This window comes from Luteibacter sp. HA06 (assembly GCF_054061215.1).
Genome location: NZ_JBSSDZ010000001.1, coordinates 922,896 through 936,980 on the forward strand (window position 1 = coordinate 922,896; position 14,085 = coordinate 936,980).

Annotated in this window: 10 protein-coding genes; 8 read left to right on the forward strand and 2 right to left on the reverse strand. The window is 66.5% G+C overall.

The features are described 5' to 3' along the window. Genes ACVWWJ_RS04050 through ACVWWJ_RS04060 form a run of 3 tightly spaced genes read left to right on the forward strand, consistent with a single transcriptional unit; the run spans window position 1 to window position 4,935 of the window. Window positions 1-2,343, forward strand: a complete 2,343-nt coding sequence (locus ACVWWJ_RS04050; RefSeq protein WP_456966860.1) for a putative bifunctional diguanylate cyclase/phosphodiesterase — start codon at window positions 1-3, stop codon at window positions 2,341-2,343. Next, the gene (locus ACVWWJ_RS04055) at window positions 2,340-3,527 is read left to right on the forward strand and encodes a hypothetical protein (RefSeq protein WP_456966861.1); all 1,188 of its coding nucleotides are present in this window, start codon (window positions 2,340-2,342) and stop codon (window positions 3,525-3,527) included. The genes ACVWWJ_RS04050 and ACVWWJ_RS04055 overlap by 4 nt, the downstream gene beginning before the upstream one ends. Before the next feature lies 1 nt (window position 3,528). After that, window positions 3,529-4,935 carry a diguanylate cyclase gene (locus ACVWWJ_RS04060; protein WP_456966862.1) on the forward strand — a complete coding sequence of 469 codons (1,407 nt, stop codon included), beginning with the start codon at window positions 3,529-3,531 and terminating at the stop codon, window positions 4,933-4,935. 123 nt (window positions 4,936-5,058) lie between these two features. Here ACVWWJ_RS04060 and ACVWWJ_RS04065 read toward each other — a convergent pair whose 3' ends face one another. Beyond that, on the reverse strand, window positions 5,059-5,313 hold the full coding sequence (locus ACVWWJ_RS04065; protein WP_046968237.1) for a CsbD family protein: 255 nt from the start codon (window positions 5,311-5,313) through the stop codon (window positions 5,059-5,061). A gap of 150 nt (window positions 5,314-5,463) precedes the next feature. Here ACVWWJ_RS04065 and ACVWWJ_RS04070 point away from each other — a divergent pair, with 150 nt between their 5' ends. From ACVWWJ_RS04070 to ACVWWJ_RS04090, 5 genes are read left to right on the forward strand one after another with little or no spacing between them, the layout of a single operon-like run. Then, window positions 5,464-8,064: a TIM-barrel domain-containing protein gene (locus ACVWWJ_RS04070; RefSeq protein WP_456966863.1), complete on the forward strand. Its 2,601-nt coding sequence runs from the start codon at window positions 5,464-5,466 to the stop codon at window positions 8,062-8,064. A gap of 3 nt (window positions 8,065-8,067) precedes the next feature. Continuing rightward, window positions 8,068-8,970 (forward strand): glycine betaine ABC transporter substrate-binding protein, encoded by a 903-nt coding sequence (locus ACVWWJ_RS04075; RefSeq protein ID WP_456966864.1) that lies wholly within the window; start codon window positions 8,068-8,070, stop codon window positions 8,968-8,970. Continuing rightward, a complete protein-coding gene (locus tag ACVWWJ_RS04080; protein WP_456966865.1) occupies window positions 8,967-10,091 on the forward strand; it encodes an ABC transporter permease in 1,125 nt (374 codons plus the stop codon). The genes ACVWWJ_RS04075 and ACVWWJ_RS04080 overlap by 4 nt, the downstream gene beginning before the upstream one ends. Beyond that, window positions 10,088-11,017: an ABC transporter ATP-binding protein gene (locus tag ACVWWJ_RS04085; RefSeq protein ID WP_456966866.1), complete on the forward strand. Its 930-nt coding sequence runs from the start codon at window positions 10,088-10,090 to the stop codon at window positions 11,015-11,017. Before ACVWWJ_RS04080 ends, ACVWWJ_RS04085 begins: the two co-directional genes overlap by 4 nt. Further along, entirely contained in the window at window positions 11,014-11,730 is a 717-nt protein-coding gene (locus tag ACVWWJ_RS04090) for an ABC transporter permease (protein WP_456966867.1), read from the forward strand. Before ACVWWJ_RS04085 ends, ACVWWJ_RS04090 begins: the two co-directional genes overlap by 4 nt. 108 nt (window positions 11,731-11,838) lie before the next feature. Here ACVWWJ_RS04090 and ACVWWJ_RS04095 read toward each other — a convergent pair whose 3' ends face one another. Further along, window positions 11,839-13,905, reverse strand: coding sequence for a M13 family metallopeptidase (locus ACVWWJ_RS04095; RefSeq protein WP_456966869.1), 2,067 nt, complete (start codon window positions 13,903-13,905; stop codon window positions 11,839-11,841). Between the last annotated feature and the right edge of the window lie 180 nt (window positions 13,906-14,085).

The window sequence follows — 14,085 nt, forward strand, 5'->3', positions numbered from 1 at the left end:
ATGCGGGTCCTCGGTTTCCGCACCCGGCTGGCGCTTTTCTTCGTTGCCACGCTGATCCTGGTCCAGGGCCTTACCGCCGTGCTGGCCTACGATGTCGCGCGCCGGCAACTGGTGAAGGAGGGCGGCCACCAGTTGAGCGCGAATGCGGATGCCTTCGTGGCACAGATGAACGACCTCTCTGCCAGCGTTGCCAACGGTGTGCAGATCATGTCGCTGGACTATGGGCTGCGCTCGGCCATCGGTGCGCGCGACAAGGAAACCATCCTTTCGGTTCTGCGTAACCATGGCCGCCGCGTCGGTGCGTCACGCATGCAATTGCTCGATCTGGACGGCACGGTGCAGGCCGATACCATGGAAAGCGCCGACGGCGGGCGGCGCTTTCCGTTTCCGGACCTGCTGACCCGCGCGTTCACCGAGCGGGCCGCGGCTGTCGCGGTGATCGGCGGCAAGGCATTCTGGGTCGTCGTCGTCCCGATTTACGCGCCGCAACCGGTCGGGCTGGTGGTTGCCAGCATTCCGGTCGACAACGCGATGATCGCGCATATGCAGCAGCTCTCGGCCCTGCCTCGCGATGTGGAGCTCGCCACGCCGAGCGAGTCGGGCCACTACGCGGTAGTTGCACGCGGCAGCAGCCAGTCCGAGCTCACCGCGAGTTTTTCCTCCACCGACCGTTCGTTGCCGTCCAGGCCGACGGCGGTGACCATCGGTGGTCGCGATTACCTTGTGCTCGCCCAGTTGCTCCGGCAACCCAAGGGCAGCGGCGCGGTCTACGCGGTGCTCGGCTACTCGCTCGATGACGCATTGCGTCCGTACAAGGCAGTCTGGCGCGCGTGGGTGGCGCTCCTGGCACTAGGCCTGGGTGCGGGTCTCCTCGTTGCCTGGCTGGTCGCACGCGGCGTATCGCGTCCGGTCGAGGCGTTAGCTGCCGCGGCACGGCGCATTGCCGGAGGCGACTACCGCGACGCACCCGAAGTGCGTCGGCGAGACGAGATCGGCGAACTGGCCACGGCGTTCCGCACCATGGGCGATGCGGTTCGCGAACGCGAACTTCGCATCCGTCACCAGGCCATGCACGACGGGGTAACGGGCTTACCCAATCGCGCGGCCGCGGAAGAGGCGATCGACCAGGACCTCGCGACCGCACCCGGTCAGCAGGGTGCCCTCCTTATCGTCGGTGTCACGCGGCTGCCGGACATCATCAAGACGATCGGCCACGCGCTGGCCGACCGACTCATGCGCGACGCTGGCGTGCGCGTGGGACAGGCTGCCCGCACGCACTACGTGGCACGCGCCACGGACACGCAGTTCGCGGTCTGGCTGCGTGGCGCCGATCGGGTCGAAGCGATCTCGGTGGCCTTCCGCGTCATGGACGCACTCGGCCAGCCGTATCAGGAAGCCGAGATCGACGTGGACATGGGCCCGGCGGTGGGTATCGCGCTCTCGCCCAGCCACGGCGAACGCGCGGCCGCCCTGCTACGTCGTGCCGAGGTGGCCGAGTTTGCCGCGGTCGGTTCGGCGCGCGGCGTGGATGTCTACGACCCGAAAGCGGATCCGCATCGCCCTGAACGGCTTTCGCTCATGAGCGAGTTGCGCGCCGCCATCGAAAGCGACGCGCTGGAACTCTACTACCAGCCCAAGCGCCGTCTGGCCGACGGACACATCGACGGCGCGGAGGCGCTCGTGCGCTGGCCGAGGCCGGGTCGTGGCATGGTGTCCCCGGAGCAGTTCGTCGCCATCGCCGAGGAGACCGGCAACGTCGGCCGGCTGACCCGCTGGGTGCTGGCACGGGGCATCGCCCAGGCGGCCGAGCTGGCCTGTGCGGGCAATCCCATGCGTATTTCGATCAACCTCTCGGCGCGCGACATCGGCGACGTGGACTTGCCCGACCGCGTGGCTGCGTTGTTGCGGACCCATCGCCTGCCGGCCACCTCGCTCACACTCGAGGTGACGGAGAGCGCCGTGATCGGCGAACCGGAGGCGGCGCTTCAAGTCCTCCGGCGCCTGGCCGATATGGGTATCGACATGGCGATCGATGATTTCGGGGTCGGTCAGACCTCGTTCGCCTACCTGCGCCGCCTGCCCGTCAGGGAACTGAAGATCGACAAGATGTTCGTCCAGCACCTCGCCACCGATGAAACCGACCGCGTGATCGTCCGATCGCTGGTCGAGCTCGGCCATCGCCTGGGTTACCGGGTGACCGCCGAAGGCGTGGAGGACGAAGCCACCGTCGATTTCCTGAGCGATGTCGGCTGCGACCACGCCCAGGGCTTCCACGTCGACCGGCCGATGACGTTCGCGGCCCTGGTCGCGCGCCACGGCGCGCAAGGCGTGGGATCCGCGTGACCGGATTCCGCCGCGCCTTCGCCGCCATCGCTGTTTGCTTCGCTTCGCCCCTTGCGGGGGCGCAGGACGTGAAGATGCATGCGTATGCCGACCTGTGTCTCGTCGATGCGCCCGACGATCCCAGCTTCGTCAACGGCGGTCCGGGACGGTTACGCTACGGTAACGGTGAAACGAAGGCGCGCTTCGGTGCCGCTGCCCTTGTCGTCACCGCCCAGTTCACCCCGGCGCTGTTCGCCCTGGCCGACATGCAGCTCCAGCAGACAGATCACGCCAGCCCGCAGTTGACCGAAGCCTTCCTGCGCTACCGACCTGTTTCATTGTCGTCATGGCGCGCTTCACTGAAGGGCGGCCTGTACTTCCTTCCGGTCTCGCTCGAGAACGATGGCGTCGGCTGGACCACCCCGTGGACCATTACGCCGTCGGCGATCAACAGCTGGGTGGGCGAGGAGCTTCGCGGTCTCGGCGCCGAAGCCCGTGAGGAATGGCGCGGCGAGAGTGGCACGCTCGGCGTCGGCGGCGGGTTGTTCCGGCATAACGATGTCGCCGGGAATATCCTGGCCATGCGCGGCTGGTCGCTGAGTGACCTGGTATATGGCGTCGGGGGCCGCCTGCGCGAGCCTTCCGAGGAGGGCGGTACGCGGGAACAGTACGCGCCCTTCCAGAGCATCGGCGGCCGGACGGGTTGGTACGCCGACGCCAGCTGGAAGACGACGGCTGGCATGGATATTCGCCTGCTGCGCTACGACAACCGGGCGGACCCGCAGGCCTACCGGCTTTATGCCGATGGCGACAAGCTTTTCGCATGGCGTACGCGGTTCTGGTCCGCGGGGGCTCGGTGGGTGACCGGGCCGGTGACATGGATCGCGCAGGGCATGGATGGCGATACCGAAGTCCAGCCACAGCAGACACCCTTCACTACCCATTTTCAGTCGGGCTTCCTGCTGGCGGGCTGGAATCGCGGCGCATGGCGCCCGACGTTACGCGTGGAGCGCTTCCGGACATGGCCCTCCGGCGAGCGGGGCAGGGCCATCACGGCAGCCCTGAACTGGCGGCCAAGCGATTGGCTCCGCCTTACTGCCGAGTGGCTCAACGTAAACGCCTCGCGCGGCGATCGCGAAGACGCCGGACTCTCGCCGCATGAGCGGGGCAACCAGTTGCAGCTGCTCGCGCGGGTACTCTACTGACATGAACGAGGGCAACGCGTTGGAGCAGGACGTCTGGGAGCGCAAATACCATCTCGCCCTGGAGCGGATGGAACGCGACGAGAGCGACTTCCGCCGGCTTGAAGAAGGCCTGCGGCGCATCGTTGTGCGTCTTGCCGCGCTTGCCCGTGGACAGAGCGCGGAAGCCGATCGCCTGCTCGACCGCCTCGGCGACGACCTGCGGCATGCTTCGGAACCCGAAACACTGGATCCTTTGCTCGATGGATTGGCTGAGGCGGTTGCCGCTCTCGAGCCACGCGTGACGGCGGCCACCGCCGTACGCGAGGACCTGGCCGCTCCCGCCGCCGCCGCCGCCGACGTCGAGGAATCCGCAACCGACGGCAGCCCGGATAGCGCCATCGCGGCCGTACTCGAGGAGATCCTCGGGCGGATCGTGCTCGCGCCGACGCTCGCGATTCGAGCCGACGAGCTCCGCACCGCGCTTGCTCGGGCACAGGGCAGTGATGCCGTCACGTCGGCGGCGCACAACCTGGCCGATCTGGTCAACCTGCAGCGCGAGGCGTTGCGGCAGGACATCGCGCAATTGCAGGACCTGCTTGCCGACGTCAGCGGAAGGCTCGGCGACATGACGCGTTATCTGGTCGCGGAAACAGAGAACGTCGCTGCCGCCGACGAGCAGGGTCGCGGCCTCGACGCGACCGTTCGCGAGGAAATGCGGTTGCTCGCCGAGCAGACGCAGGGCGCGACCGATCTCGACGCACTGCAGGCGCAGGTCAATGCGCGACTGTCGATGATCGACGAACACTTCCGCGCCTTCCGCGTACGCGAAGACGAACGGCTGGCGAGCTATCGCGATCGCACGGAGCGGATGCGTGACCGCGTGGAGGAGCTCGAAACGCAGGCGACCTCGCTACAGGATTCATTGCGTCGCGAGCACGAACTGGCGCTGACCGATCCGCTTACCGGACTTCCGAACCGGCTTGCCTACGAGCGGCGGATGGCCGAGGTCGAAAACGATGTGCGCGAAAACGGCGGCGTCGCTTGCGTGGGCGCCTTCGACATCGATCATTTCAAGGTCATCAACGACAGCTTCGGTCACGCGGCCGGCGATGCGGTGCTGCGCATCGTCGGCCAGACCTTGACGCGTGAGCTCCCCGAGCCGGCCTTCGTCGCGCGATACGGTGGCGAGGAGTTCGTTGTCGTGTTCGCGGGTATCACCGCGGAGGATGCAATCATTGCGGCGCAGGCATTGTGCGAGACGGTTGCAGCACTAGCCTTCCATGCCAGCCAGAAACCCGTGACCGTGACGATGTCGGGCGGCATCACCCGTTTCCTTCCCAACGACACGGCCGCTACGGTTTTCGATCGGGCGGACCGCGCTCTGTACGCCGCGAAACGCGCCGGCCGAAACCGCTGCCTGCTCTTGTAGGAGCCGATTCATCGGCGAACGGCCCCACGCAAGAAGCCCGGCACTAGGCCGGGCTCCTGGAAGCATCGCCGATGAATCGGCTCCTACATGAGCAGGGATCGCCGCTGAGGCGGCTCCCGCGAATCAGTCGCGGCGGGCGAGAAGCATGCCGACGAGGATGCCGACGCCGAAGCCGCTGAGGATCGCGCCGAGCGGGCGATGGGCGATCACATCGCGCGCGGTGTCGACGGCTTCGCCGGCCTTGGCCTGGACGCGGCCGGCGGTCTCGCGGATCGCGCCCTCGGCTTCGAGGCCGTGGTCGCCACCCAGTGCGCCGGCTGCGCGCTGCACGCGTCCACCGATGGTATTGGCCGCGCCCCGGATCTGGTCTTCGTTCATGGTCCCGCTCCTCCGTTGATTGAGGGGGTGAAGGTGACCGGAGGGAAGTGCACGGCGCGGCAAGACGCCGTCAAGCGGACGCTTTCACCGGTTCCATGCGGCGACGCGTCATAATGGTCCACCTCGCGTCAAAGAAGGGGCTCCACGCCCATGGAAGCCACGACAGACCACCGGCCCGGCGCTGGCGCTGCGGCCCACCCCGAGGCCGTCATCGAACGGGCCGAGGTCCGCTTCACCATTCTCACGCCGCGGCTCATCCGGCTGGAATGGAGCGCCACCCGGCAATTCCGCGATAGCCGCACCCAGGTCGTGGTCCACCGGGCGCTGGAGGTACCCCGGTTCCGGATTGTCGAAGACGAGCAGTCGCTCGAAATCGATACGGGCGCGCTCCGGCTCCGCTTCCGGAAAGGCACGGGGCGCTTCGCCTCTGGCAACCTCGACATCGTCGTGCGACAGGGCGAAGGCAACCTCGCCTGGAAGCCCGGCGATGTCCAGCAGGCCAACCTCGGTGGCACCTATCGCACCCTGGATCGTTACGACGGCGATACCTGGCAGGACGGCAGCAAGCTTCCGATCGAGGAAGGATTGATTGCGCGCGATGGCTGGCATGTCGTCGACGACACCGAGGGTTTCGGTATCGACGACGAAGGCTGGGTACTCGACCGCCCGGCCGGCGAGCGCCAGGACCTCTATTTCTTCGGTTACGGCCACGACTACCGTGCGGCACTGGCTGACTTCGCCGCGATTGCCGGGCCGCAGCCGATTCCTCCGCGTTTCGTCTTCGGCTACTGGTGGTCGCGCTACTGGAACTACACGGACGAGGAACTTCGCACACTCGGCGCGCGGTTCGAAAAGGAGCGTATCCCGCTCGATGTCCTGGTGCTCGACATGGACTGGCACACCACGCCCGGGCTGTCGTTGCGGCCGGGCCACGAACACAAGGACGTCTTCGGCGAGCAGTCGGGGTGGACCGGCTACACGTTCAACCGCAGCCTCTTTCCGGATCCGAAGGCATTCATGCGCTGGGCGCATGGCCAGCACCTGCGCGTGACCCTCAACCTGCATCCCGCATCGGGTGTGCTGCCGCACGAAGAGCAGTACGCGGCGATGGCCAAAGCGCTGTCGTGGGACACCTCGACGCAGGCGGGCATCCCTTTCGAGGGGACGTCGCCGTCGTACATGCGCGCCCTTTTCGACACCATCCTGCATCCGCTGGAAAAGGTGGGCGTCGATTTCTGGTGGCTAGACTGGCAGCAATGGCCGGACTCGAAGGCCCATCCCGGCCTGTCCAATACGTGGTGGTTGAACCATGCCTTCTTCACCGAGATGCAACGCGATGGCGATCGTCGTGGGTTGATCTATCACCGCTGGGGCGGGCTCGGCAATCACAGGTATCCGATCGGTTTCTCCGGCGACAGCGTTATTTCCTGGGACTCGCTGGCCTTCCAGCCCCATTTCACCTCGATGGCCTCCAATGTCCTCTACGGCTACTGGAGCCATGACATCGGCGGGCACACGTTTCACAAGCACATCCCGCGACCGGAACGGCACCTCGAACCCGAACTTTATGCGCGCTGGATGCAGCTGGGCGTCTTCAGTCCCGTGCTGCGTACGCATTCGGCGAAAGAAGCGAGCCTGCACAAGGAGCCGTGGCACTTCGGTCCGCCTTATGGCGACGCGATCTTCGCCGCGATCCGGCTGCGTTACCAGTTGGCGCCTTATATCTACAGCGCGGCCCGCCACGCCTACGACACCGGGTTGTCGATCGTGCGCCCCATGTACTACCACTGGCCGGAACACGAAGAGGCATACGCCCACCCGGCGCAATACATGTTTGGCAATGACATCCTGGTGGCACCGGTGACGGCGCCGGTGGGCGAGGATGGTGCTGCCGCTTTCCCGGTCTGGTTGCCGCCCGGCCTTTGGTACAGCCGTGATGGTGCGGAGTCCTTCGAAGGCGGGCAGATGATCGAGCGGCACTACACGCTCGAGGAGATTCCCATCTTCGTTCGCCCCGGCAGCGTGGTGCCTTTGTATCCCGAAGGTATGCGTAACCTCGCCAGCGTGCCCGATGCGCTGATCCTCCAGGTCTTCCCCGGCGATGAAGGCGCTACCGAACTCTACGATGACGACGGCGAGAGTCAGGGTTACCAGCGAGGTGATTTCGCGCGTACTTCGGTACGAAGCCGTCGCGGCGATCGCGCGCAGCGTGTGCACATCGACGCCATGCGTGGGCACTACAAGGGACGCCCGGCCCGGCGTTCCTACATCGTCGAGCTACTCGATGCCGGTATTCCGGAAAGCGTCGAAGTGAACGGCGTGGCGCTGCCTTACAGCGAGCCCCCGGCGCCTCAGACCTGGCTATTCGACACCGCCTCGCTTTGCATCCGGGTCGATCTCGGCTCGGTGCCACTGGACGAACCGCAGGACATCGTTGCGCGCTTCACCCCCGAGCACATCATGCCAGCGGGTCTGTTGCACCGGATGCGGCGTGCCGGCATCGCCGTGGATTACCTCAAGCAGGTGTGGGGCGACATCTCGGCGCTGCCGGACGACGTCGACCTGGCGGGCCAGGCGGCGCGCGTGCTGGGTTATGCGGTGGAAGAGGGCGACGACGAAGGTCGCGCCGAACGCTTCATGGAGGCAGTGCTGGCTTTCGAGGCGCGTTTCCGTGGCCTGACGGCCAGTGTGGATGCCACGCCGATCGACGAGTCTTTCAAGCGCACCTTCGCCAGCCTGCTCGGACGCTGACCGTTGCGTCGCCTGCTCGGTCTCCTGCTCCTGCTCGTGGTCTTCCAGGCTCACGGGCAGGCTGCCGTACGGGTTGGTTCCAAGGCGGACAACGAGGGCGCGGTGCTGGGTCAGATCGTCCTGCAGGTGCTTCGGCACGATGGCGTGCCGGTGGTCGACCGGACGCAGCTGGGGCCCACCTCGATCGTGCGTCGCGCCCTGCTCAATGGCGATCTGGACGTCTATCCGGAATACACGGGCAATGCCGCGTTCTTCTTTCATCGTGAAAGCGACCCGGCTTTCCGTGACGCGCCCAAGGCCTATGCGCTCGCCGCTTCCCTGGATCTTGCCGCCAACCACCTGGAATGGCTGGCGCCGGCGCCGGCGGATAACCACTGGGCGATCGGTGTGCGTGGCGATGTAGCGCGGGCAGCGAAGCTCCTCACGCTCGACGATTTCGCGCGCTGGGTAAATAACGGTGGCGACGTACGCTTGGCGGGATCCGCCGAGTTCGTGGAGAGCGATGCTGCCCTGCCTGCTTTTCAATCCGCCTATGGCTTCACTCTTCGCGGTGACCAGTTGCTCGTGCTCGCCGGAGGCGATACCTCGGCGACGATCAAGGCGGCAGCCGAAGGCATCTCCGGCGTCAACGCGAGCATGGTCTACTCGACGGACGGAGCGATCGCCGTCACCGGGCTGACTGTTCTTGCCGATCCGCGTCACGTGGAGATGGTCTATCAACCCGCCCCGGTAGCCCGCGAAGATGTACTTCGCCGCTACCCCGCCATGCGTGCGGCACTGGAAGCGGCGTTCCGGCCGTTGACGGTCGAGGTGTTGCGCAAACTCAACGCGCGTACGCAGATCGACGGTGAGGATCCCGCCATCGTGGCCCGGGACTATCTCCGCCAGACGGGGTTACTGCCGTGAATCCGCGCGCGCTGCCGGTGATCGTGTTGGCCTGCATCGGCGTCGTCGCCGCCCTCGCCTTGCCTTTCCTCTACGTCACGCCCAACCGCCTGCTCAGCGGCGAACCCCACAGCCCGCAGGCCGTGGCCCTGGCGTTTTCGTGGATCGTCGTCGCGCTATGCGGGGCGGTAAATTTCCGGGGCAGCCGCGTGATCGTCGCGCTTCTCGCATGGCTGCTCATCGCCGGGCTGCCCGTGCTGGCGGCCACGGATGCACGCTCGTTGCTCCTGCCGGCACCGCCGAGCGCGCGTGTGCCCTTGGGCGCGGGCTTCTGGCTGATGTGGCTGTCGGCCAGCCTGCTCCTGCTCGACCGGTTGCGCGAGGTCCGCTTGTCCGCGCGGATCGCCGCCTGGGCAGCGCTGCTCGTGGCGCTCATCGCGATGAGCGTGCATGGCACGCTCGACACGCTGGCCCTCGTTCGCGAATTCCACGCACAGCGTGGTCCCTTCGTCGATGCGCTGCTTACTCACCTCACGCTCGCCGCGACGACGCTCGCGCTCGCCGTGCTCATCGGTGCGCCACTGGGATGGTGGGCATGGCGGACGCGCCGCGCGGACGGTGCCGTGGTTGGCCTCCTTGCTTTCCTGCAGACCGTTCCTTCGCTGGCCCTGTTCGCCCTGCTGATCGGACCCTTTGCCTGGCTTGCCCACGCGTGGCCCGCGCTCGGTGCGCTGGGCTTCGGCGGCACGGGCGCGGCTCCGGCGGTTTTCGCCCTGGTTCTTTATGCCTTGCTGCCCGTGGTGCGCTACACGATCGCAGGCCTTGGCGCGGTACCGGCGGACGCGCGCGAAGCCGCCCGCGGCCTGGGCATGAGCCGGCTGCAGTTGCTTTCACGCGTGCAGTTGCCCCTGGGGTGGCCCGTGCTGCTGGCCGGCCTGCGCATCGTCGCCGTGCAGACGATCGGTCTGGCGGCCGTGGCCACGCTGATCGGTGCCGGCGGTCTGGGACGCTTCGTGTTCCTCGGTATCGGGCAGGGTGCCAACGACATGGTCATGCTGGGTACGCTGGCGATCATCGCCCTCGCGCTGGCTGTCGATCTCCTCTTCCAGGCCATGCTCGCCTTTACGGAACGCCGCCCATGATCGAATTCGACCACGTCCACAAGCGCTTCGGCGAGCACGTCGTCATTGACGACCTTTCCCTGCGTGTCGAGGACGGCGAGTTCTTCGTCCTCGTCGGACCGTCCGGCTCGGGCAAGTCCACGCTGTTGCGCACGGTGAACCGCCTTGTCCACATCGACGCGGGATGCGTGCGCATCGATGGCGTGGACGTCGCCACGCAGGATGTCGAGACACTGCGCCGTGGGATTGGCTATGCGATCCAGTCGGTCGGCCTCTTTCCGCATCGCACCGTCGCGGAGAACATCGCTACCGTACCGCGACTTCTCGGCTGGCCGGAAGCGCAGATCGGATCGCGGGTCGCCGAACTGCTCGACCTGCTCAAGCTGGACGAGCCGGGCATTGCCGGTCGCTATCCCGACACGCTGTCCGGCGGACAACAGCAGCGCGTCGGTGTCGCACGCGCTCTTGCGGCACGGCCGCGCATCGTCCTGATGGATGAGCCCTTCGGTGCGCTCGATCCGTTGACGCGGGAGTCGCTGCAGGCCAGCCTGAAAGCGATCCAGCACGATACGGGCACGACGATCCTTTTCGTCACCCACGACATGGACGAAGCCTTCGGCCTCGGGCACCGCGTGGCGCTGATGCTCGACGGCAAGGTAGCCCAGGTCGGCACGCCGCTCGAGCTGATCCGGCATCCGGTGAACGAGCGCGTACGTGAGTTCGTCGGTGGATCGCGTGCCCGGCTGCGCGAGCTGGCGGTGCGGCGCGTGCGCGACAGCATGCGCAGGGACATCGCGGCCGACGGCGATGCGATCGACGGGGGAGCGTCCTTGCAGGACGCGCTTGGATCGATGCTCACCCAGGGGCGCGACCGTCTGCCCGTGCTCGAAGGCGGACAACCTGCTGGCGCGATCCTCCTGGCCGATCTCGTGGCATCGCGCGAGTGAAAGCGATCGTCGCCCCGCTGCTGCTGGTCATCCTGCTGCTGGTGCTTCCGCACAGCGGAGCCTGGTTTCACGCATGGATGCCGAGCCTCTCGCACCCGCTGTATACGCGCACGTCGTTCTTCGCACTGACGCTGTCGCATCTCTGGCTCGTCGTCGCGGCAACACTCGTCGCCGTGACGGTGGGTCTCACGTTGGGCGTTCTGGCGACGCGCCCGGGTGGGCGACCGCTATTGCCGACAGTGCGTGCGGTGGCCGTGATCGGGCAGACGTTTCCACCGGTGGCGGTGCTGGCGATCGCCGTGCCCCTGCTTGGCTTCGGCGCGGCGCCGACCCTGCTGGCGTTGACGCTTTACGGCGTGCTGCCTGTCCTCGGCCAGACGGTGGCAGGGCTGGACAGCGTGTCGCCTGCGGCGCTGCATGCCGCGGATGGCATGGGCTACGGGCGCTGGCGTCGGCTTTGGGATGTGGAGCTTCCGCTGGCCGCCGGTCCGATCATGGCAGGGGTGCGTTTATCGGCCATCGTCAGCGTGGGCACGGCGACCATCGGTTCGGCCGTGGGTGCGACGACGCTGGGCTCGCCGATCGTCGAGGGCCTCGTGGGGAACAACACGGCGTATGTGGTGCAGGGGGCGCTGCTGGTGGGGGCGCTGGCGCTTTCGATCGATGGGTTGCTTGGTAGTCTGGAGCGGCGCATTCGCCGGAATCGCCGCTGAAGCGGATCCCACATCGCCGCTGAAGCGGCTCCCACATAAGGCCTGCTGTCACAAGGTCAGGCCTGCTGTGTGTGGGAGCCGATTCATCGGCGATGCTCTGTCACGTAACTACCAGATCTTTACCCGCTGCTTCGGATCAAGGTAAAGCTTCTGCCCCGCCTTGGGCTGGAATGCGTCATACCAGGGATCCAGGTTGCGCACCGTCTGCGCGCGGAACTCGCCCGGTGCATGGCCGTCGCCGATCACCTGCGCGCGCAACGCGGCATCGCGTGTCTTGGTGCGCCACGACTGGGCGAAGGCGAGGAAGAATCGCTGGTCGCCGCTCAGACCGTCGATCACCGGCGCCGGCTTGCCGTGCAGGCTCTCCTTGTAGGCGGCATAGGCAATCGTGAGGCCGGAAAGATCGGCGATGTTCTCGCCCAGCGTCTGCTGGCCATTGATGTGCAGGCCCGGCAGTGGCTCGTACTGATTGAACTGGTCGACCAGGCGCTGGCCGGCTTCCTTGAAGTGCTTCTGGTCGGCGTCGGTCCACCAGTTCGCGAGGCGACCCTGGGCGTCGAACTCGGCGCCGGTATTGTCGAAGCTGTGGCTGATCTCGTGACCGATGACGGCGCCGATCGAACCGTAGTTGGACGCGGCGTCCGCCTTCGGATCGAAGAAGGGCGCTTCGAGAATGGCAGCCGGGAAATTCAGCGCGTTCTGCAACGGCAGGTTCACCGCGTTCACGGTCTGCGGGGTCATCCACCATTCGTCGCGATCGACCGGCTTGCCGAGCTTGGCGACCTGGTGGTGGTATTCGGCGAGTTCGGCGCGCTCATGGTTGCCCAGCGCATCGTCGGGGCGAACCTCGAGCTTCGAATAATCGCGCCATGTATCCGGATAGCCGACGCCGACCTTGATCGTGGCGATCTTCGCCTTGGCCTTCTGTCGTGTCTCCGGTGACATCCAGTCCAGCGTGTCCACGCGCGCGTCGAACGCCTTGAGGATGTTCTTGACCATGTCCTGGACTTCCACGCGAGAGGATGCCGGGAAGTACTGCTTCACGTAGATCTGGCCCACGGCGTCACCGAGGTCGGTATTCACGCGGCCAATCCCGCGCTTCCAGCGGTCACGCTGCTTCGGCGTTCCGCTGAGCGTGGTCCCGTAGAAACCGAAGGCGAGGTCGTCGTAGGCCTTCGGCAGCAGGCCGGGGGCACCCGCGTTGATCGTGTGGAAACGCAGCCAGGCCTTCCACGTATCCAGCGGTTCGCTGGCCACCAGCGCAGCGAACTTCGTCACGGTGGCGGGCTGCCAGACGATGAAGGTTGGCTGGTCGTCGAGGTGCGCCGCCTTGAAATACGCATCCCAGTCGATACCCGGCGCCTTGCTTGCGAACGATGTGCGCGGCCACGGGTTGTTCGCCTTGTGGATGTCTTCGCTCTCGACGATGGATGCCTGCGCCTGCGCGATCTTCGTCTCCAGCGCGACGATGGCCTTCGCCTTGCCGGCGGCGTCGGGCGTGCCGGCCTGGGCCAGGATGCCCTCGACGTACGCGGCGTACTTCGCGCGCGTCTCGACCATGTCCTTGTCGGTCTTCAGGTAGTAGTCGCGGTTGGGCATGCCGAGACCGCCCTGCAGCAGGTAGGGCATGTTCTTCGTGGGATCTTCGAGTCCCTGCGCGACGAACAGGCCGAGCAGGTGCTCGGTGTTGAGGCTGGTCGCGTTGATCGGGTCGACGTCGGCGCGCAGTTGTGCACCCAGCGCAGCGGACAGCGCGCCCTTGTCCTTGATCGCCTCGATCGAGGCCAGTGCAGGCTCCAGCGGTTTAAGTCCCGCCTTCTCGATAGCGGCCTGGTCCATGTATGCCTTGTAGTAGTCGGCGATCAGTCGCTGCTCGCTGCCCGCCGCCGGATGGCCTTCGCCCGCGGCCTTGACCAGCTCGGCATTTCGTTTCTCCGCTTTCTGGAACACCTCCAGGAACACGCCGGTACTGGCGCGATCGGCGGGGATCACCGCCGTCTTCTTCCAGTTCCCATTGGCGTAACCGTCGAAGTCGTCGCCCGGTTGCACCGAATGGTCGATGCCCTTGAGGTCGACGCCGACAGGCGCGCCCACCGGGGCGCCCGCAGCAAGCGCCCCGTTGGAAGCGAGGCCGCAGGCGATGGCCGCGGCGAGGATGCGATTGATCGTGGCCATGGAAGGACATCCTTGGGTTGGGACGCCAACGATAGACCTCGCCGCAGCGGCTGTGTCCATGACGAATGGGCTACACGCGAGTGACAGCCGGCGTGGCCGTTGTTGCCGAAAAAGTACCGTGTCGGTTGTGCCCTAATGATGGTCCGGTCCCGCAATGGGGCCGGCAAGGCGGGCCGCGGG